Below are 20049 nucleotides of genomic sequence, written 5' to 3' on the forward strand. Positions count from 1 at the left end.
TCCTGCCGCTGTGAGCACGCCATTCCATATTGAGTTGGGAGAAAACCATTGCTGAAGGACAGGACAGCCATCGTCGGAATCGGTGAAACAGATTTCGCCAAGCGACTGCATGATACAGAGTGGGGCCTGGCCTGTGCCGCCATCAAGGCCGCACTGGATGATGCAGGCATAGCGCCGTCGATGGTGGATGCCATGGGGTGTTTTACGCAGGAGACGACACCGGAGTTTGAGATCGCGCGCAGCCTCGGTTTTGGCGATGTGCATTTTTTCAGCCAGACCGCGCACGGCGGCGGCGCTGCCTGTGGTGTGGTGGGGCAGGTGGCGCTGGCGGTGGCCAGCGGTGTTGCGAACGTTGGCGTGGTGTGGCGATCGCGCAAGCGCGGTGATCCCGGCAAGCGACAGTGGGCCGGGGTGCAGGAGCGCGTCACTGACCACTGGAAATGGTCGCGTTGCCAGGGCCTGTTGCGACCAGTAGATGAAATCGCGATAACCGCTCGTCGCTATATGCATGACTTTCAGGTGACACGGGAGCAATTGGCCGAGGTCGCTCTGACACAGCGCGCTTACGCGGCCAATAATCCCAAGGCGATCATGCGCGACAAGCCGATGGCGCTCGATGACTATATGACCGCGCGCATGATTTCCGACCCGCTGTGTCTGTTCGATAACTGTCTGGAGAGCGACGGTGCGATCGCGATGGTGATAGTGCGCGCCGAGGACGTGAATACAGCCACGCAGCAACCGGTCTATATTCACGCGTTTTCGCAGGGGCTCTCGCCGCAGCACCAGTTGATGACGGACTACCACGGCGATGATCCGCTGCGCAGTTCTTCCTACACCACTGCCGCCAATCTGTGGCGCCAGTCGGATATACAGGCGCAGGACATCGATGTCGCACAGTTCTACGACGCTTTCTCGCCAATGGTGCTGTACTGCCTGGAAGCATACGGCTTTTGTGGGCGCGGAGAAGCGGCATCCTTTATTGCCAATGGCGGTATGTCAGTGACCGGTGGGTTGCCGGTTAATACGTCAGGGGGCAGCCTGTCCGAGGTCTACCTGCACGGTATGAACCTGCTCAGTGAAGCCGTGCGGCAGTTGCGTGGCAGCGCCGTCAATCAGGTGGCCGGTGCGCGCAGCGCACTGGTGACGACCTGTGACAGTACGCCCAATGGTGCACTGGTGCTGCGCGGTGCATAAGCGGCGCCGACCGGGTAATAACTTTAATGGAACTTTGAGGTAGCGAATATGAATCTGGTTGACGACGGCTTTTCGATGGGAATCGTGACCAGCAACGGTGAGCGTATGCTGGGCTTTTATACCGAGACACTCGGTTTTGCCAGTACCGGCACTGTCAGCTTTGCCGGGATGGGTACCGTGCACAAGCTCGCTCATGGCCGGTGTCAGATCAAGGTACTGGTGCTGGACAGCGACCCGCAGGCGGCCAATCCCGGGGGCGGCTTCAGTGCCGCTACCGGTTTTCGGTACTGCAGTTTTCAGGTGGCGGAGATTGAGGCATTGGTGGCGCAGTGCCAGGCGGCTGGCTCGCAAGTCATCGTCGCGCCGACTGAGATCAGGCCCGGCGTGAAAGCGGCTGTGGTCGAGGACCCGGACGGCAATACGCTGGAGTTCATGCAGTTTGACGCGCAGTGATAAGCGGCTCATATCGTCAGCCGCCAGCAAGTAGCACACCGATATAATCAACAACACTGAGGTACCGTCATGAATAACAACGCCGATACACCCTCGCGCGCGCTGGTGATCACCGGAGCCAGTCGCGGCATCGGTCTGGCCACGGCCAGCCGATTTCTCGAATCGGGCTACAAAGTGGTCAATATCTCCCGCACGCCGGTGGCCATTGATGGTGTAGTGCAACTGTGCGCGGACCTCAGTGCGCCCAACTGGCAGGACGCGATCGCGGAGGATCTGCTGGCGGCGGTGGACGGTGTGCAGACGCTGGTGGCGGTGCACAACGCCGCGTTGCAACCGCCCGGCCCGGTGCAGGATCTGCAGCCGGAAGTGTTGCGGCAGGTAATGGAGTTGAATCTGGTGGCGCCCACGATCCTGAACAGCTTGCTGCTGCCCCACATGGGCCGCGGCTCGGCGATTATTTACATCGGCTCTACGATGAGCTTCAAGGCCACCGCCGGCATTGCCGCGTATGTAGCCAGCAAACATGCCGTACTGGGCCTGATGCGCAGTACCTGTCAGGACCTCGCCGGTAAGGGTATCCATACCGCCTGTGTCTGCCCCGGGTTCACCGACACTGAAATGTTGCGTGGCTTTGGCGGTGATGCACTTGAGCATCTCGCCAGCCGCTCGACGCAGGGGCGTCTGGTGCAGCCGGAGGAGGTGGCGGCCAGCATACAGTTCTGCGCCGAGAATCCGGTGGTTAACGGTTCACTGGTTAAAGCCGATCTGGGCTTTGTCGAGGGCTAGGCAGCAGCGTATGTGTGCATAGGCGCAAAATGCGAGTAGCATGTGAGCTTTCTATCACATTTAATACCATGGCGGCGCTTGAGAGCCGTGCTGTATCAGAATAATTGTTTAACTTTCAAAACCTTACATATAAAAACGACCTGTTTGGCAATGCTCGCAAAATGTTCCGACAGGTTTCAAAAGGCGCGGGAGCCCGGTTTTCAGGGTTCTCCTATAACCTGAGGTGACTTCTATGAGAGCGACAGAACAGCAGATTGAACCCCGTAAAACACCCAAGCAGGGCCGGGCGATGCATACCGTGGACAGCATCATCCAGGCCACCCAGAAAATCCTGACCAATGAAGGCTATGAACGCGCCTCGACGAATTATATTTCGGATGTGGCGGGGGTGAGCATCGGATCGCTCTATCAGTACTTCCCGAGCAAGGAGGCGATTGTGGCGTCCCTGGTCGAGAAAACGGTCGTCGCCGCGGCGGAAACCATCCGCGAGGAATTACTGGCGTGCATGGGGCTGCCGCTGGAGGAAAGCACGCCGAGACTGGTTCGGGTGCTGCTGGAAACGCGCCGTGAAAACGCCTTTGTGTTCCTGCGGCTGCCGCGTGAGATGCCCGGTTTCCGCTCGGTGTCACGGCAACTGACCACGGAAAAATACCTGCACACCACGATCCATTCATACTATATGCAGCACCGCGACAGCATTCGCCTCGATGATCTGGAAACGGCGATCTTCGTCACCGAGCATATGGTGATCGGTTGTATTGATGCCTATCTCGATAACGAGTCCCCGAAAATTGATGAAGAGACACTGATCGAGCAACTATCGCTGGCAGTGTTGAGCTATCTGGGCGCCTGACGCAGGCACCCAAACCATCCTCGATTATCTGGTGTGCCACCGCCATAAGGTGAGCGGTACACCAGCCGAGCGATCCTACTAACCACGAATTCCCTGCGGGGCACAGAGGTAAGCTGACGATGAATTTTGATTTTTCTGCCGCAGAGCAGGCATTTGTGGCAGAGGTACGAGAGTTTATTGCGGAGGAATCGACGTCCGACGATGCCGCTGATGTGATGAACCCGAACAGGGAGTCCGATTCCATTCTGTCGGACACACCCGCCAGAAAGCGTTTCAACAAGAAGATGGCTGAGCGCGGTTATATCGGTATGTCCTGGCCCAAGGAATACGGTGGCCAGGAGCGGCCGGGCATCTACGAGTACCTCCTCAATGAGGAACTCTCGCGGGTCGGCGCGCCGCTGATCGGCAAGGGTGTTGGATGTGTCGGCCAGACATTGATACGACACGGTTCCGATAAACTCAAGTCGGAATTCCTGCCAAAAATCCTGCGGGCGGAGGTTGAGTTTGCACTGGGCTATACCGAACCGGGTGCCGGCTCGGATCTCGCATCGCTGAAGTTGAAAGCCGAGCGGCAGGGCGAGGGCTGGTTGCTGAACGGACAGAAGATGTTCACGACATCGGCGCATTTTGCCGATTGGTACTGGCTGGCCGCACGTACCGACCCTACGGCGAAAAAGCACAAGGGTATCAGTCTCTTTCTGGTGCCGATGGATGATCCCGGCATCACCATTCACCCGATCGAAACGCTGGGCGAACATGTGACCAACCAGGTCTTTATTGACGATGTCTGGGTACACGACGATTACCTCGTGGGTGAACTCAACAAGGGCTGGACCTATATCTGCGAGGCGTTGGACTATGAACGCTTTACCTTTTACACATTCAGTCCGCTAGAGGAAAAATTCAACGCGCTGTTGTCCCTGGTGAAATCCACGCGTCGCAATGGCCGCGAAATATCTGAAGATCCATTGGTGCAGCGCCGCGTGGCGCGTCTGGCAACGGATGTCGAGACCGCGAAGATGCTGCAGCGCCGGGTGATCTACGCGGCCTCGCAGGGCGGTGTGCCCTCGATTGAAGCGGCCATGTGCAAGCTGTTCAGCACAGAACTGCACCAGCGCTTGTCGCGCGCCGCAATGGATTTTCTCGGCGAGGAGGGTTTGTTACACAAGTCGAGTGCGGATGCCCCTGCCGCCGGTAAGTGGGAGTGGTCTTACCGCGCCACGGCGCTGGACACCATCGGTGCCGGCACCTCAGAAATACAGAAGAACATCATCGCCCGCAAGAAACTGGAACTCCCGCTGGAATACTGATCGCTGCTCAGCGCGCAGCGCGAGTTCTTTTCCAGCCCTTCTACGCTGTGCCGGCCTGTGCGCTGGTACAGCATCGTCCCACGTGTCTTTCTCTGGAGTCTCTTATGCCCAATATGTCCCCACTTGAACCGCAGGCGCTCACAGCCTTCGAACCGCTGTTTGACGCCATGCACGAACGCATGGGCTTTATTCCCAACAGTTTGAAAACGCTCGCCAGGAAGCCGCGCCTGCTGGAGTTGTTTGTCGAGTTCGCACTGGAAACCAGCAAGGATGACGCGGTCGATATGCAACTCAAGTACCTGCTGGGCCTGATCGCTTCCACTGTCTCGGGGTGTCGCTACTGTCAGGCCCATCTCAGTGAAACGGCGTCGCGGGAATCGGTGGATCCGGAGAAAATCGCGCAGGTGTGGCTGTTTGAGACCAGCGAACTGTTCAGCGAGGCAGAGCGCAGTGCACTGCGCTTCGCCAGGGACGCAGCGTCGCAGCCGAACGCGGTGACGGCGGAACATTACACCGAGTTGTACACACACTATAGCGAGGAGCAGGTTGTAGAACTGCTTGCAATTATCTGCCTGTTTCGCTGGCTGAACTGCTGGAATGACACGATGGCGACAGAGCTGGAAGCGAAACCGATGGAGACAGCCAAGCGTTTACTGTCCGCTCAGGAGTGGGAGGCCGGCAAGCACCGCGTGTAGTGCCTGCCGCGATACGCCGCTGCTATGGCAGCGGCGTGAATGATATGGGCAGATAGCAATAGCCCTGCAAAAACTCACCGAAGATACGTTTGCTCTGGTCCCGGTGTACTTCGAAGTCTCCGAGCTGCGAAAACAACTCCTCCAGAATTACTTTACCCTCCAGTCTCGCCAGGTGCTGGCCGAGGCAGAAATGCTGTCCCGCGCCAAAAGACAGGCTGCGGCGGGATTTGCGGTGCAACTGAAACTGCTCGGGGTTTTCGAACTCGCGCTCATCCCGGTTTGCGGACGCGTAGAGAAACAGCACCGGCTGCCCTTTCTTCATTGTCTTGCCGTGCATCTCCACGTCTTCGCTCAGCACCCGGCCCAGTATATTGGTGGGTTGATCAATCCTGGCGGCCTCGGCAAAGGCGTTCGGGATCAGCGCGTTATTATCGCGTACGGCCTGCATATCCGCCTCGTTGAGGGACAGGTAATACAGGGTAGCGGCAACTGTCAGCGGCAGGGTGTCTGAACCGGTAATAACCAGTGCGAAGATACTGAAGAAGATCTCATCGTCTGTCATCTGTGCATCGTCGATAGCGCTGTTCAGCCAGGTATATATGTGGCTGTTCTGCGCGGGTGGCTTGTCGCGGTATTTGCCGATTATCTGATGAATAAATGCCGCAGCCTCCTCGAAGGCGCGCATACCGCTTGCGGTGGTCCCCTTGTGACCGGCCTCGCGCGTGTAGTACGTGTCAATCAGTGACCTGATGTACGTAATCTCGTCCATCTCCAGTCCGATATAATCGGCGATGGTTTGCAGGGCGACTAAGCTGACCAGTGCATTCACGTTCAGTGTGCCGGTAGTCAGGTGTGGCGCTAACGCCCGTCGTGTCGTCGCCCTGATCTCTTCCTCCAGCGTTCCTACCGCAGCCGGTGTATAGCGATCACCGATCATATTGCGGTGCTTGCGATGGTGCGGCGGATCCATGAACAGAAACGTTTTTGGCGGACTGTTGGGATCCAGTAGCAGGGCTTCGGGAGAGGTGCCCTGTGTCGCTGTAAAGCGCGTCTTGTCCAGGCTGACCTGCCAGATGTCCTCGAACCGGGACAGCGCCCAGGCGTCAAATTCCTCAATATAATAGACGGGGGCCGACTCCCGCATGCTCTTGTAGGTGGGCCACGGGTCTTTCCAGAGTGATTCGTTAAACGGACTGTAAGTTATTGGCATTGGGTCACCTTATTGTGAGCGCGTGGTTGATTCATTGGTTGTCGAGCATGGCGGCAAGTGCTTCAAGGTGCTGATCGCTGCCATGACAGAGACTCTGCTGGCTGGCGCAGTAGTCGAGGAAATCCTGCAATGGCAGCCTCTGGCCGGCCTGTAGTAGACGCTTGCTGATGCGCAGTGCGTGTCGGGGTTTGCTGGCAAAGGTCTTCGCCATCGCCACTGCGGTGTCCAGCAGTTCGTCACTGGGGGTGATCTGCAGCAGCAGGCCATAATCCAGCGCCTGCTCGGCATTGATCAGCCTGCCGGAGAAGGTCAGTTCTGCGGCTCGCTGTGGGCCGATGAGTTTGGGTAGGAACCAGGCACCGCCGTCACCGGGAATAATACCCAGATTGACAAACGTCTCACCGAAGCGCGCGTACTGTGAGCCGATGCGGATATCGCACATACAACTCAGATCCATGCCTGCGCCCACTGCGGCTCCGTTGACGGCGGCAATAACGGGCACCTCAAGGCGATAGACATGCGTTGTCATGGTCTGGATGCCGTGGCGATAGCTGTCCTGTAGCTGCAGGCCATCGCCGGCAAACATGCCCTTTTTCTGCTGCATGTCCTTGATATTGCCCCCGGCAGAGAAAGCCTTGCCGACGCCGGAAATAACCAGCGCGCCGACGTCTGGCGTGCGGTTAATCCACTGGCAGACACGTATGATGTCATCCATCAGGTGGGTGCCTGTCAGCGCATTGCGCACGTCGTCGCGATCGAGCAGTAGTGTCGCGACGCCATCTTCAACGGAGAACCGTGCATCGTGGGTAGTGGGGAGTTGGTCTGGTGTGAGTTGCATACTGTGTTCGCTATGCCTCGCTGTGATGCGCCGCGGTGTCAGCGCCTTGTGTAGGAAGTGAGCCCGCCACCTGTCTGTCACTGCGCTCAGTGAGAAACGGCCAGAGTGCTTCTCCGCTAAGTCCACGCAGCCTGTCGCCCAGTGTTTTGGCCCAGTGACGGTCGTTGCCAAATTCCGGTCGCCAGGCGAAAAGGCGCTGGGTAAATCGGTGTAGTGGATGTTCGATAGTGAAGCCAATCGCGCCGTGTACCTGATGGGCGATTGTCGTGATCGGAGGTACTGCCATATTGGCACGCAGCTTTGCTGCGGCGATTTCAAACTCCGCTCTCTCAGGGCCGCCCTCGGCATCTGCTGCGCGTGCTGCATTGAGTGCGGCACATTGTGTTGCCGCTGCCTGTTCGGCGAGTCTGGCCAGATCGTGCTGTATCACCTGGAATTTTCCGATGGCGCGGCCAAACTGTTTGCGCTCGAGCGCGTAGTTGATCGTGCTGCCAAGTATCGATTGCATCGCGCCGGACATCTGTGCGCAGCGCAATAGCGCGCCTGCCACCTGCAGATTGACTGCGCTCGGCAGGCGCCAGAGTGCGGCGACCGGTAGCTGCTGGTACTGCATACGTACGCGCTGTTCTCCCGCCGTATTGTTGTAGTGGGTAACGGAGCAGGCATCCTCATTTTTCAGGGTATCGCGTGGCAACAGTGCGAGTAGGCTGTCACCGTCGATTGATGCACTTATCAAGAGATCCGACGGCGAACCCATCGCCACATTGCGCAGTGAGCCAGAAACTTCATATCCGCTTGCTCCCTCACGTAATACCGCATCGCTGCAGTGTGCGATGGCCAGTGGCCTGTCAGTTGCAAGCGACTCGTAGTTTCGATGCGGCGCCACCGATTGTGCAGTGTGTAGATAGCGACGGGCGATAATGGTCTCGCCAATAGGCAGGGGCAGCGCATATTCGCCGATTAACTGAAATAGCTGTGCAGCCTGCGCCCAGTTGCCTCCAAAGCCGCCGGCGTCCTCCGGGAGCAGGAACAGCGGCAGGCCAAAATCCTCGATCTTCTGCCACTGTTGCGTGAAAGACGTGCTGTCCCCGGTCGTTGAGTCCGCTTGCGTCCGTGTGTCGCTCAGCTCAAGGCAGAGCTTGCGGACCATATCGATCAACAGTGCATTATCAGAATTCATCTCAGGCCCAGACCTCGTGCAATGATGCCGCGCAGAATTTCCCGCGTGCCACCGCGCAGCGAAAATGAAGGAGCGGCGTTGAGTAGGTAGTCCAGAACAGGCGTCAGTTGCTCATCGCCCTTATTGTTAACGCCGTCATCGAGGCAGGCCTGAATGCGGTGTGGCAATTCCTGTTCAAAGGTTGCGCCCAGATCCTTTACCATCGCCGCTTCCAGTGCGGGATCGGCGCCGTTGGATATCTGCCCGGCGACGGACATCGACATCTGTCGCAGTGTCCATAGCTCGGCAACGATTTCACCCAGGGCGCAGCTGCTGGTGTTGTCTGTGGCGCTGCACAGCGCATCCAGATACGCCGGTATCAGCCGGTAGCTACTGAGGTAGCGTTCGGGGCCGCTGCGCTCCAGCGCCAGTTCGTGATTCACCTGTTGCCAGCCTTCGCCCTCGGTGCCAATAAGACAGTCGTCGGTAACGAACACATCGTCGAGGAAGACCTCACCGAAATGTTGCTCGCCAGTCTGGTCGGTAATCCCGTTGATGGTGACGCCTTCCAGCGAAAGATCGATGAGAAACTGGCTCAGGCCCCGATGGCGTGAATCTCCGCCATCACTGGTGCGAACCAGCGCGATCATCATGTGGGCCCTGGTGACGTGCGTGGTCCACAACTTTGCACCGCGAATTCGCCAGCCGCCCTCAACACGGACTGCGCGTGTGCTGATGGAGGCCAGGTCAGAACCTGAATTGGGTTCGCTCATACCGATACAGAAGAACAGCTTGCCGCTGGCGATGCCCGGCAGGCACTCGCTCTTTGCGCTGGGACTCGCATAGTTGATCAGATGAGTGCCGCTCTGTCGGTCGGCGATCCAGTGCGCTCCCACCGGCGCGCCGGCGGCGAGCAACTCCTCGATCACGATATACCGTTCGATGGCGGGGCAGTCCCGACCACCGTGGTGTGCAGGCCAATGCATGCCGATGAACCCGGCTGCCCCGAGGTATTCACTGAACTCGGCATCAAAGCCGGTCCAACTCTGCGCGCGTTGAGCGGCGGGCATCTCGCGCACTTTTTCATCGATCAGCGAACGCACGGTGTTTCTCAACGACTGTGCGTCAGCAGTGTATTCGACAGGATCAAAATGAAACAAGGACAATTGGGGAGGCCTTTTTTGTGGGTGATGGTCGCCGATTCATGGCGCTTCCGGCGTTGGAGGAAATACTAATACGAGCATCTACTCAGCTTGTACTCGCTTCGATTGAGCGTTTTCCCAGTCCTGCCACAGCTGATCGCGGAATTCCGGTGCCGCGATAGCAACCAGCGATGTTGCCCGCGCTTGAACGGATTGCCCGAACAGGCTGGCACAGCCGTATTCAGTGACGACGTAGTCGACGTCGGCGCGGCACAACGTGACCATGCGTGTGGACAACTGCGACACGATTCTCGATCGGGTGCTGCGCATCGCAGTGGCCGGTAGAGCAATAATCGATTTGCCGCCGTGGGAGGCGCGTGCACCGCGCGCAAAGTCCACCAGACCACCGGTCGCGCTTACTTGCTGGCTATTCATCACCTCCGCGTTGGCCTGTCCCTGCAGATCGATCTCGATGACAGAATTGATCGAGACAAACTGGTCGATAGCAGATAGCGTCCGCAGATCATGGGTGTAGTCGACTGGCCGAAAGGCGATATCGGGTCGATCGCCGAGCCAGCGATAAAATTCCGCGCTGCCCCAGGCCAAACCCGTGACATGGCTGTGCCTGTCGATGGTTTTTGATTCGCCAGTGATGACACCCGACTCAATCAGGTGCTGTGCAGCATCACTGATAAGACCGCTGTGAAGGCCGAGTCGTCGGTGGCCGGACAGCTCTTTCAATATGCCACCCGGTAATTTGCCGATACCGATCTGGATGCAGCTGTCATCATCGATGAGTCCGGCGACATTGCGGGCGATGGCCAGTTCTGTCTCTCCCGGTTCCGCAGCTTGACTGCACGGCAGTGGATGATCGACATCGACCCGGTAGTGGATTGTTGACAGTTGTATCTTCAACGAGTCTGGCGGGGCGGGCATCTGCGAGTTTAGCTCGGCAATGACAATGTCGCAGCTATCCAGGATGGCCGGTACAAAATCCACAGAAATCCCCAAACTACAAAATCCCTCAGTGTCGGGAGGCGTCACCTGAATCACGGCGATATCGAACCTCTCACCGCTCTGCAAATACCGGTAGGTATCGCGGTAGTGCATGGGCAGAAAACTGATAGGCCTGCGCGTATCCCCCACGCCGAGGCGAGGGTGCAGGAAGGTTGTGTGCAGGTGTGCATCGCGGTGCAGGTGGCGCGGCGCCAGCGCGCTGTTGATACCCGGAATGGATACCGTCAGATAGTCGACAGCAGCGTCACCATGGTCGCCTGCGCCGCCGGGAGCTTTAGCCAGTGCTTCAATGATTGTTCGTGGTTCACCGATACCGGCCTGTACGAATACACGGTGTCCCGGCTGAATCAATCGCCGAACGTCACTCGATTTGATGGTTTCAGGCATATCCATTTGCTGTTCGAATCTCGCATTTGTTTGTTCAGGATTTGGCCGGTAGATTCAATGTTGGCAGCAAACGGTTAATCGCTTGTGTTTCAGCATCGATTCTCTGTTGTAGCGCTTCCACACCATCGCGTTTCATCAACTGCCTGGTTGCCAACACAGCGGCGGTAGGTTGTCTGGCCAGCGCCAGGCAGTAATCCAGCGCCTCTTGATAGACAGTTTCAGCGCCGGTGACGGTGTTTAGCAGACCGAGTGCATGTGCCTCGGATGCGTCCAGCTTTTTGCCCAGCAGCAAGATTTCAGCGGCCTTCTGGTAACCCAGGCGTTGCGGCAGCAGGGCGGTGGAGCCAAATTCCGGTACCAGGCCGATGGTCACAAAGGGGAAGCTGAGCCGCGTGGTGGTGCTTGCGCAGATCAAGTCACAGTGCAGTAAAAGCGTGACGCCCAGGCCGACAGCGCTGCCGTTCACAGCACCAACCAGCGGTTTACTGAATGCGGCCAGGGTATTCATAAAATTGAATCCCGGTCGTTCACGGTAGGGGATGTCAGCCAGCGAGGCGAAACTACCCACATCGTTTCCGGCGCAAAAGAAGTCACCCTTGTTGGTGATCATAACGACATGGACGTCGTCATCGGTTTCGGCATTGCGCAGTGCGTCAACCAACGCCCAGTACATACAGTGTGTTAGCGCATTCTTCTTCTGTGGCCGGTTGAGCGTAAGCACCAGAATAGTCTCGATACGCTCAATCGATATGTACTCTGATTCGGCTGGCATTGTGGGCACCTGCTGTGGTTGCGTTGTGAATGAAAAAATCAGGAACTGATATAAAAACCGCCATCAATGCTCAGATGCTGGCCGGTGATGTAGGAGGCTGCATCACAGAGTAGAAAGCACGTCGCCGGTGCGACATCCTCGGTGGTGGAGAACCGCCCCAGCGGGATCTGTGAGAGATACTTGTCGCGAAACTTCTCCTGGCGAATCGTCTCCGTCATAGCCGTCTCCACCATGCCGTAGCACACGCTGTTGACGTTAATGTTGTAGCGACCCCACTCGCGCGCGGAGCACATGGTGAGTCCCAGCACGCCCGATTTAGCAGCGCCGTAGTTGATCTGTCCTATGGTGCCGCGTCGTCCGGCATCGGAGGAGATATTGACGATGCTCCCGGGATTGGGGTCGCCGTTTTTGGCCTTGCTGATCAACTGCTTGCCAACCGCCTGTAGACAGATGAAAGCACCGGTCAGATTGACACCGATCACCTGTTGCCACTGCTCCAGACTCATTTCGCTGGCCATAGCGGCTCTGACGATACCGGCATTGTTGATCAGCCCGTGGATATCGCCGATATCGGCGACTATATTCTCGACAGTTGAATTGACGAATTCAGCATCACTGACGTCACCGCAGTAGGTTTGTACACGGTCCGGCCCCAGCGCCTCGCGCGCCTCGGCCAGCACATCGGCGTCGATATCGACAAGGGCGACCTTGGCTTCCAGTGACAGTAATTGCTCGGCCAACTGGCGACCGATACCCTGGCCGCCTCCGGTGACCATGATTACACGGTCTGTCATCATCATTGGGTTTTGCATTGTTCAGGCTCCTTGGTTGAGCGTGTTAGCGAGTGGCACCGCTGTCGTAGTGCCCGAGAATGGATACACTGCAAACGTTCTTGTTGGGAAATCCGCCGAGGTTGTGCGTGAGTCCTGTGCGCGGATTGTCCAGTTGGCGATCGCCGGCGCGGCCGTGAAGTTGCAGGTATATTTCATAGGCCATGCGCAGGCCGGTGGCGCCGATAGGGTGGCCGAAGCATTTCAGGCCGCCGTCTATGTTGCAGGGGATTTGGCCGCTGGCGTCGAATTTTCCAGCGAGGATATCTTCACAGGCGTTGCCGACCTCGGACAGGCCGAGGTCCTCCATGGTGACCAGTTCTGTTATCGAAAAGCAGTCGTGGACTTCAACCAGATCGAGTTCGTCCACTGGGTTTTCAATGCCCGCTTCGCGATATGCGCGCTCTGCTGCCACGCGGGTGGTGAGGGCGTAGCTGCCGTCCCAGGAATCGTGGGAGAGTTCAGAGCCGTTGCTCAGGGCCAACTGCATCGATTTGATACTGACCAGGGTGCCGGTTTTTCCCAACTCGGCAGCTTTCTCAGGCGTGCACACGATGGCGCAGGCGGAGCCGTCGCTCACACCGCAGCAATCGAACAGGCCGAGTGGGTAGGCAATGGTCGGTGCCTTGAGGATCTTCTCTACGGTGGTGCGGCTGCGCAGGTGGGCCTTGTCGTTCAAAAAGCCATTTTCGTGGCTCTTCCACGAGACGTGCGCCATGGCCTGTTTCAGCTTGTCCATACTGATACCGTGGCTGGCACTGTAGGCGCTGGCGAGTTGCGCGAACGAACCCGGCGCAGTGGCACTGGGACTCCATAGATCATCGAACGTGCCCTTGGTTCTCTCCGGCAGGCCGCCGTAGCCGGTATCCTTGAGTTTGTCCACGCCCAGCGCAAGAGCGATATCGCAGGCACCGGAAGCCACACCGTAGACAGCGCCGCGCAGTGCCTCGGTACCGGTGGCGCACATATTCTCCACTCGGGTCGCGGGAATATTCGGTAGTCGCAGCGTCTCCGACAGCGACAGGGCCGATTTCCCGAGGTTTTGTTCGTCCACGGACAAACCAAACCACGCGGCCTCAAGCTGGTCGCGCTCGATACCGGCGTCCGCCACTGCCTCTGTGAATGCTTCCACAATCAGGTCCTCAGCGCTGCAATCCCAGTGTTCACCAAATCGGGTGCAGCCCATGCCGATAATTACCACCTTGTCTTTAATGCCCTGGGCCATGATGCTTTTCCTGTAAGTTCTGTCTGTCAGTCGCAACGGTGGTCGTTACCGATGCGCGAGTTCGGTGTGCAGTGTTGTGAGATTACCTGCCGCTATAGCTCGGTCCGGCTTTCCAGAAGTAGCGCCTGAAACCGCGTTTGTTGTCCTCATCCTTGATGCGGAACTCCATGCGCAGCGGGGTGCCTACCTGTACCTCCCCCACGTCGAAGTCGGTGAACTCCATCATCACCACGCCACCGCCTTCAAAGCGCACATTTCCATACTTCAACGGTGGGTTGTAGCACAGCGCAAGCCAATCTTCGGTAAAGGACTTCACCTCTCCCGGCTTGTCCTTGAACGGTTCATCGTGTTGCTCGCCGGGACGGCGACATTCGGGGTTAGCGCAGACCGGCCTTCTTGGAAACTGCGGGGTATCGCAGTGCTTGCAACGCCCGCCGATGAAGCCTGTAACTGTTTTACGGTGACGGAAAAATGCAGACTGTGATGTCTTGTTATCGCGCTCGGCGCGCATGCCCCAGTCGAGCTGAACCAGCTGATTTATCGACAGATAGCGTTGATAGTTGTCGTCTTCGACACCACCGTCGAGCAGGCTCTGAACCGGCTTTTCACTGCCCAGTCGTGCGACGAGTTCGGTCGTTTCAAACAGCAGTACATCGCAGCCCTGCCCAAAGCCGACCAGCAGTATTTTCTCTCCCGGCTGTGCATTCTCCAGCGCAAAATTGAGCAACAATAGAGGGTGGGCGCTACCGCTGTTGCCGCATTCCAATTCCAGATTGTTGCACACCGTCGTCTGCGCGATATCGCAGCGCCTGGCGATAGCGGCGCCCGTCCTGCTGTCCGCGCCCGGTAGGATGAGGTGCGCGATCTCGCCGGGATCAAGCGCTAGCTGTGCCAGCAATGTCTCGATGGCCTGTGGAATGAGCTTCAGCAGTCCCTCTTCACGAATCCAGCGCTCCTCCAGTTGGTAGTCGAACTCGGCGTGTTGGGCGCGGTAGTGGTCTGTCATATCGACAGATGTTGAGTAGCTGCCGAGGTAGGTGGCCATCAGCTCTTGCTGCCCGGTGACAACCGCCGCAGCGGCGTCGCCAACGGTCATTTCCATTGCGCTGGCCGGCTGTGTTTTGCGCTTATCAGCAGCTACCAGTAACTGTGTTTCACCGGATGACAATGCAGCAATCAGCGATGAGGTGGCACAGCGCAGTGATCCGGTTGCATCGAGAGTTTTCAGGGACGTGGGGAGGGACAGTGCCTCGCTGATGATGCCGGCATTCTGGCGATCGGCGAATGGCAGGGTAGTGGATGCAAAATACAGTGCCTGTATAGCATCACAATCACCTGCTGACAGCGCGGCCCTCGCCGCGGCAACCGCCATGGTGATGGCATCCTCATCGTGTGAGCACACGGCGCGGTGGCCCTTGCCTTTGCTGACCAGCCCCGGATTCGCCCAGCTGTTTGCCGCCGCAATCGCTTTGCGTGACAGTCGCGTTCTGGGGAGGTAGGAGCCGACCAGGGTGATACCGGTTACGGGGGTGGAAGTGTTGTGCACCTGCTGCATAGATTGGTCCCTGCCATGCCCTGCACGGGCTTGGTTGAAAGTTGTATTCACTGAGGGCTGCAATCGTAATCTGAGAGAAAACTCACATTAAACTCGTATGGTTCCACCGGGGTGAATCCGGGAGTGTGGCGGCGATCTGTCCTCGTGCGGCGGGCGTTGAGAAGGCGAGTTCAATGTAAGCAAACTATCACATTACCATCTTCGGACTATTGCTAAATCACCACGGGAGAGTGCCAGTGAACCACTTCGAGGAGTCCGAACAAACTGCGATGATCCGCAGCAGTCTCAAGAGTTTTGTCGAGAAGGAGATGCCTCGGGATCTCGTCAAGCGCTGGGACAAAGAGAACTACTTCCCCCGCGATGTGCACGACAAGCTGGTGGAAATGGGCTGTATGGGTTTGACGGTGTCTGAGAAGTACGGCGGCAGTGGTAAGGATATTGCCGCCACTGTTGTTGTGATTGAGGAGCTGTGTTCGCGCAGTATGTCAGTGGGGTGCGCGTATATACAGTCGACGTGTTATGCGGGATTGAATCTTGAGGAGGTCGCCAGCGAACAGCAGAAGGAAATGCTGCTGCCGAAAGTTGCGCAGGAAGGACTGATGTTTGCGTACGGCTTGTCCGAGCCGGATGTGGGCTCCGATGTCGCCAGCGTCAGGACTTCAGCGACTCGCGACGGCGATACCCTCGTGGTAAATGGCAGTAAACGATTCTGCTCCGGTGCAGCTATATCAGACTACATTTATACACTGGTAAGAACCGGCCCGGTTGACGAGCGTTACAAGAACCTGTCGTTGGTACTGATTCCTCCGACGACGCCGGGTGTGCTGCTTGAGCCGCAGGATACACTGGGGCTCAAAGGGGGTGGCACCTTTGATGTGAACTTTGCCGACGTTGAGGTGCCGGTTGCGAATATTGTCGGCGGCGAAGAAGGCTGGAATCGCGGCTGGGAGAAACTGGCTGGTCCCGGTCTCGATATCGAGAAAGTCGAAGTGGCTGCCATGGCATTGGGTATTGCCAGGGCAGCGGTCGATGATGCTTGGGCCTATGCGCAGGAGCGTATTCAATTCGGTAAGCCGATATGTACCCTGCAATCGATTCGCCATATGCTCGCCGATGCCAAAACCCGGCTCGAGGCCTGCCGCCTGATGACGTACAACGCAGCCTACCTGGTTGACCAGGGTAGACCCGCTGCGGTGGAAACCGCGATGGCCAAACTTTTTGTCTGTGAAACCGCGCGCGATATTGTCCTCAGTTGCCAGCAGATTCTGGGTGCCTACGGTTATGTAGGAGATTTTGATATGGAGCGCTACGTGCGTGACATTCTGGTGATGCCCATTCTCGGTGGTTCATCGGCGATACAGAAAAACAATATCTGCAACCGCCTGAAGCTTCCCAGATAGATGGTGTTTCACGAGGTCATAAGTGCTCTTTCTATCATGTGCAAGCCTGGAGCCCGCTTTGCAGGACTTTAATGAACTGCTGGATATTCAATTCCGGGGATATCAGAACGACATTTACCAGCTGGAACTTGAAGTCGGGCCACAGCACCTGCACAGCGCAGGCAGTGTGCACGGCGGGGTGTTCCTGACCCTGCTCGATACTGTAATGTCGCGAGCAGTGCGCGCAAGCCGGCCAGAGCGCTGCTACACGCCGACCATGCAGTTGTCCGGTAATTTTTTTCGGCCGCTGAGCGATGGTTCGATATATGCCGAGGGGAGGGTGCTCAATAGCAGCAGGAAGACGGTGTTTGCCGAGGGCAAGCTCTACGACAGACAGCGCAGACTATTGGCGCAAGGCACTGCGACTTTTATTGTGGCGGAACAGGCGACACTTGCGTGATCGATTTCAGCCTATTACCCTGCCCGGCACTGTTGATTTTCAAAAGCCTGCTTTTTGTGAAAAGAAAGCACGGTCGTGTCCTTTGGCCGGCCGTAGTGCTGCGACGGATTGCCTACCAGAATAACTATTTGAATTCGAATGTGAGCCGAATACAAGTTCGATGGCATCAAGGGTGCTCGACAATAATCCGGCTGAAACAAGCAAAACACGAGTACTTAATAAGCAATCCAATGCACTAGAATTTTTTGCGTTCGTACAACAAAACTAACGCAAGTATGGAAATTAATGACATGACTATACATAAGAAAAGCCGCTCCGAGACTTTTGTATCATCCCAGGGCGTCAGCACTTCTCCTTCGGTCAGCGGTGCCGTTGCAATGGCAACGTGCGCTCTGACGCTAGCGGTACAGACGGTGAATGCACAGCAGGCATCTATGCCGGTACTTGAAGAGACTGTGGTGACGGCAGAGAAGCGTGAGCAATCGCTGCAGGACGTGCCCATCTCGATTGTTGCAATGGGTGTGGAATCACTGGAAAAGTTCGGCATTGATGAAATCGAGGATATCGGTGCGAAAGTGCCCAATGTTATTACCAATGAATACTTTGGTATCGCCACCACCTTCCGTTCATTTATTCGCGGCGTCGGCGCTGTCACGGTAGAAGTAACGCAGGATCCGGCAGTAGCCCTTTATACCGATGGCATTTACGTGGGTTCATCCTTCGGCGGTTCCTTTGAAGCATCCGACCTGGAGCGCATCGAGATTCTACGTGGACCGCAGGGTACACTGTATGGGCGCAATGCAACCGGTGGTGCGATAAACCTGATCAGTCGCAAGCCGGAGATCGGCGAGTTCACACTCAACCAGTCGTTCACTGCCGGGGATTACGATAGGTTTAAATCCAATACCGGAATCAACGTCCCGTTGGGTGACAGCACGGCAGCGCGTTTGAGTGTGCTGGTTTCAAAGCGTGATGGATTGGTGGAGAACACTGGGGTCGGTGATGACTGGGGCAAAGAAGACCGCACCGCGGGTCGGCTGGCTCTCAGGACTGAGCCGACCGATACGCTGCTGGTGGACTTTGCCGCCGAGGTAACGAAGATCAAGGACACGGCGCGCTACTCCCAGGTGCTTGACGGATATGCCAAGTCAGTTGCCGGCACAGATACTCCGGTTGTGGTGCCACTCGGACCTCCGGGGGCGCCGGTTGCCAGTATCTACTATCCGGACCCTATTACCGACGGTCGCCTGGATAAAGGGTATTCGATCTTCGATGTACAGCCCGATGACAACACCGTCTGGGGGAGCTCACTGACGGTCGCCTGGGAGCTGTCTGACAACATGCAGCTTAAATCGATCAGCGGCTACCGCGATGTCGACGCGAAACAATTCACCCAGGTTACGGGAACCGTACAGACCTACCTTGAAATTCCAGGCGTACCTTTTCCTGTCGGCCCCTCAACTCTGGGCACCGGTGGTGAATATCGGCAGAAATTCACCCAGGCCACCCAGGAATTCCAACTTATCGGCGACACCGATTTTATGGGTGGGGATGTCGAGTATGTGTCCGGTATTTACTACTACTATGACGACAGTAAAAATGAAGATTTGAGCGCGAGTATATCGGGGCAGAAACTGCCGGGTACCGACGAGACCGAGACAGAGAACAAGAGTATTGCGGTCTATGGTCAGGGCACCTACACCCCGGCGGGAAGTAAGTTTCATATTACCGTTGGCGCGCGCTACTCGGATGATCAACGCAAGGCTGTTCGCAACAATACCAATTCTACCAACCCATTTATCGACACCAAGTACAAGAAGGATTTCAGTAACTTCAACCCGTCACTGACAGTCGCCTACGACCTCACGGACTCAGTAAATATCTACGGTTCTGTAGTCACTGGCTATCGCTCGGGAGGTACGTCAACGCTCTCCTACGAGGATTTCCTGTTCCAGGAAGGTGCCGATGAAGAGACGATTATCTCCTACGAAATTGGTGTCAAGGGCGAGTACTGGGATCGCAGAGTACGCCTGAATGCGGCCGTGTTTGATATGGAGTATCAGGATTATCAGGGCAGTATCCAGACGGGTCCTACGCCGGCGGACAGGGATAACCTGAACCTGGGTGACGCGACTATCCGGGGAGCTGAATTTGACCTTACCGCACTGTTGTCGGAGTCCTTCACTCTGACACTCGCGGGTGGATACCTCGACACAAGCCTGGGCAAGGACAGTATTGATCCGAACACCGGTGCACCGCCGACGCCTCTGGTGGATGAGCTGCCCTACGCTCCCGAGCTAAGCTATAACGCAAGCCTCGACTATTCGCGGGATGTGTTTAATGGCCTGCTCTTTGAGGCCAATATCAATTACTACTATCAGGATGAATCCGAATCCGGGATCGTAGTGGGCACCTCCAATCGCAACGACAAATACGGGTTGCTCGACGCCAGTGTGTCCCTGTCACAGTTCCGCTTGGCCAACGGCGACGTGAAGGTGTCTCTGTGGGGCAGAAACCTGACCGATGAAGAGTACGCAGTCAGTGATATCGGGGCATTCGCCGACTTTGGAGCCTCGGGCATCTCGCCCTTTGGCGACCCGAGAACGTACGGGGTGACAGTGAGTTACGTCTACGAGTGAGAACATGAGGAACTAACTCCAGGTCTTCTATGGGGGTTTTGTTGGGGTCGGATTTATCCGGCCCTTTTTTTTGCTTGAGAAAGCACTGATAATCGCCTGGAAAGCCCGTTTTCTCCGATTCACTGATTTTTGCTGTATGTTA

Annotated in this window: 18 protein-coding genes; 9 read left to right on the top strand and 9 right to left on the bottom strand. The window is 56.9% G+C overall.

Going from position 1 to position 20049, the window contains the following annotated elements; genetic code table 11:
* Nucleotides 1-48: 48 nt before the first annotated feature.
* The 6 genes from AC0L6S_RS01955 to AC0L6S_RS01980 all read left to right on the top strand — a co-directional run bounded on the left by AC0L6S_RS01955 (nt 49) and on the right by AC0L6S_RS01980 (nt 5294).
* The gene (locus tag AC0L6S_RS01955) at nt 49-1197 is read left to right on the top strand and encodes a thiolase C-terminal domain-containing protein (protein WP_473426736.1); all 1149 of its coding nucleotides are present in this window, start codon (nt 49-51) and stop codon (nt 1195-1197) included.
* Between the two features lie 48 nt (nt 1198-1245).
* Nucleotides 1246-1650, top strand: a complete 405-nt coding sequence (locus AC0L6S_RS01960) for a VOC family protein (RefSeq protein ID WP_473426737.1) — start codon at nt 1246-1248, stop codon at nt 1648-1650.
* A 69-nt stretch (nt 1651-1719) separates the two neighbouring features.
* Entirely contained in the window at nt 1720-2436 is a 717-nt protein-coding gene (locus AC0L6S_RS01965) for an SDR family NAD(P)-dependent oxidoreductase (protein ID WP_473426738.1), read from the top strand.
* A gap of 232 nt (nt 2437-2668) precedes the next feature.
* Nucleotides 2669-3289, top strand: coding sequence for a TetR/AcrR family transcriptional regulator (locus tag AC0L6S_RS01970; protein ID WP_159169394.1), 621 nt, complete (start codon nt 2669-2671; stop codon nt 3287-3289).
* A gap of 119 nt (nt 3290-3408) precedes the next feature.
* Nucleotides 3409-4599, top strand: a complete 1191-nt coding sequence (locus AC0L6S_RS01975; RefSeq protein WP_473426739.1) for an acyl-CoA dehydrogenase family protein — start codon at nt 3409-3411, stop codon at nt 4597-4599.
* A gap of 104 nt (nt 4600-4703) precedes the next feature.
* Nucleotides 4704-5294, top strand: coding sequence for a carboxymuconolactone decarboxylase family protein (locus AC0L6S_RS01980; RefSeq protein WP_473426740.1), 591 nt, complete (start codon nt 4704-4706; stop codon nt 5292-5294).
* Between the two features lie 22 nt (nt 5295-5316).
* Here AC0L6S_RS01980 and AC0L6S_RS01985 read toward each other — a convergent pair whose 3' ends face one another.
* From AC0L6S_RS01985 to AC0L6S_RS02025, 9 genes are all read right to left on the bottom strand, one after another.
* Nucleotides 5317-6504 (bottom strand): cytochrome P450, encoded by a 1188-nt coding sequence (locus AC0L6S_RS01985; protein WP_473426741.1) that lies wholly within the window; start codon nt 6502-6504, stop codon nt 5317-5319.
* Between the two features lie 31 nt (nt 6505-6535).
* Nucleotides 6536-7342 (bottom strand): enoyl-CoA hydratase-related protein, encoded by an 807-nt coding sequence (locus AC0L6S_RS01990; protein WP_473426742.1) that lies wholly within the window; start codon nt 7340-7342, stop codon nt 6536-6538.
* Between the two features lie 10 nt (nt 7343-7352).
* A complete protein-coding gene (locus AC0L6S_RS01995; RefSeq protein ID WP_473426743.1) occupies nt 7353-8522 on the bottom strand; it encodes an acyl-CoA dehydrogenase family protein in 1170 nt (389 codons plus the stop codon).
* A complete protein-coding gene (locus AC0L6S_RS02000) occupies nt 8519-9667 on the bottom strand; it encodes an acyl-CoA dehydrogenase family protein (protein WP_473426744.1) in 1149 nt (382 codons plus the stop codon). The genes AC0L6S_RS01995 and AC0L6S_RS02000 overlap by 4 nt, the downstream gene beginning before the upstream one ends.
* Nucleotides 9668-9745: 78 nt before the next feature.
* Entirely contained in the window at nt 9746-11047 is a 1302-nt protein-coding gene (locus tag AC0L6S_RS02005) for an acetyl-CoA hydrolase/transferase family protein (protein ID WP_473426745.1), read from the bottom strand.
* 34 nt (nt 11048-11081) lie between these two features.
* A complete protein-coding gene (locus AC0L6S_RS02010; RefSeq protein WP_473426746.1) occupies nt 11082-11819 on the bottom strand; it encodes an enoyl-CoA hydratase/isomerase family protein in 738 nt (245 codons plus the stop codon).
* A 38-nt stretch (nt 11820-11857) separates the two neighbouring features.
* Entirely contained in the window at nt 11858-12631 is a 774-nt protein-coding gene (locus AC0L6S_RS02015; RefSeq protein WP_473426747.1) for an SDR family NAD(P)-dependent oxidoreductase, read from the bottom strand.
* Nucleotides 12632-12656: 25 nt separating this feature from the next.
* Complete coding sequence (locus tag AC0L6S_RS02020; protein WP_473426748.1) at nt 12657-13874, bottom strand: acetyl-CoA acetyltransferase; 1218 nt, start codon at nt 13872-13874, stop codon at nt 12657-12659.
* 82 nt (nt 13875-13956) lie between these two features.
* Nucleotides 13957-15429, bottom strand: coding sequence for a 3-oxoacyl-[acyl-carrier-protein] synthase III C-terminal domain-containing protein (locus tag AC0L6S_RS02025; protein ID WP_473426749.1), 1473 nt, complete (start codon nt 15427-15429; stop codon nt 13957-13959).
* Between the two features lie 236 nt (nt 15430-15665).
* Here AC0L6S_RS02025 and AC0L6S_RS02030 point away from each other — a divergent pair, with 236 nt between their 5' ends.
* The 3 genes from AC0L6S_RS02030 (at nt 15666) to AC0L6S_RS02040 (ending at nt 19907) form a co-directional block, all read left to right on the top strand.
* Nucleotides 15666-16829 (top strand): acyl-CoA dehydrogenase family protein, encoded by a 1164-nt coding sequence (locus AC0L6S_RS02030; RefSeq protein WP_473426750.1) that lies wholly within the window; start codon nt 15666-15668, stop codon nt 16827-16829.
* Nucleotides 16830-16887: 58 nt separating this feature from the next.
* Nucleotides 16888-17268 (top strand): PaaI family thioesterase, encoded by a 381-nt coding sequence (locus AC0L6S_RS02035; protein ID WP_473426751.1) that lies wholly within the window; start codon nt 16888-16890, stop codon nt 17266-17268.
* A 290-nt stretch (nt 17269-17558) separates the two neighbouring features.
* The gene (locus AC0L6S_RS02040; RefSeq protein WP_473426752.1) at nt 17559-19907 is read left to right on the top strand and encodes a TonB-dependent receptor; all 2349 of its coding nucleotides are present in this window, start codon (nt 17559-17561) and stop codon (nt 19905-19907) included.
* The last annotated feature ends 142 nt before the right edge of the window (nt 19908-20049 follow it).

The organism is Halioglobus sp. D3-4, from assembly GCF_055809315.1.

Coding starts and splice junctions, on each gene's coding strand:
- AC0L6S_RS02040 (WP_473426752.1), top strand. CDS start 17,559: ATGACTATACATAAGAAAAGCCGCTCCGAGACTTTTGTATCATCCCAG.
- AC0L6S_RS01990 (WP_473426742.1), bottom strand. CDS start 7,342: ATGCAACTCACACCAGACCAACTCCCCACTACCCACGATGCACGGTTC.
- AC0L6S_RS01970 (WP_159169394.1), top strand. CDS start 2,669: ATGAGAGCGACAGAACAGCAGATTGAACCCCGTAAAACACCCAAGCAG.
- AC0L6S_RS02025 (WP_473426749.1), bottom strand. CDS start 15,429: ATGCAGCAGGTGCACAACACTTCCACCCCCGTAACCGGTATCACCCTG.
- AC0L6S_RS01995 (WP_473426743.1), bottom strand. CDS start 8,522: ATGAATTCTGATAATGCACTGTTGATCGATATGGTCCGCAAGCTCTGC.
- AC0L6S_RS02010 (WP_473426746.1), bottom strand. CDS start 11,819: ATGCCAGCCGAATCAGAGTACATATCGATTGAGCGTATCGAGACTATT.
- AC0L6S_RS01975 (WP_473426739.1), top strand. CDS start 3,409: ATGAATTTTGATTTTTCTGCCGCAGAGCAGGCATTTGTGGCAGAGGTA.
- AC0L6S_RS02005 (WP_473426745.1), bottom strand. CDS start 11,047: ATGCCTGAAACCATCAAATCGAGTGACGTTCGGCGATTGATTCAGCCG.
- AC0L6S_RS01965 (WP_473426738.1), top strand. CDS start 1,720: ATGAATAACAACGCCGATACACCCTCGCGCGCGCTGGTGATCACCGGA.
- AC0L6S_RS01960 (WP_473426737.1), top strand. CDS start 1,246: ATGAATCTGGTTGACGACGGCTTTTCGATGGGAATCGTGACCAGCAAC.
- AC0L6S_RS02020 (WP_473426748.1), bottom strand. CDS start 13,874: ATGGCCCAGGGCATTAAAGACAAGGTGGTAATTATCGGCATGGGCTGC.
- AC0L6S_RS01980 (WP_473426740.1), top strand. CDS start 4,704: ATGCCCAATATGTCCCCACTTGAACCGCAGGCGCTCACAGCCTTCGAA.
- AC0L6S_RS02015 (WP_473426747.1), bottom strand. CDS start 12,631: ATGCAAAACCCAATGATGATGACAGACCGTGTAATCATGGTCACCGGA.
- AC0L6S_RS01985 (WP_473426741.1), bottom strand. CDS start 6,504: ATGCCAATAACTTACAGTCCGTTTAACGAATCACTCTGGAAAGACCCG.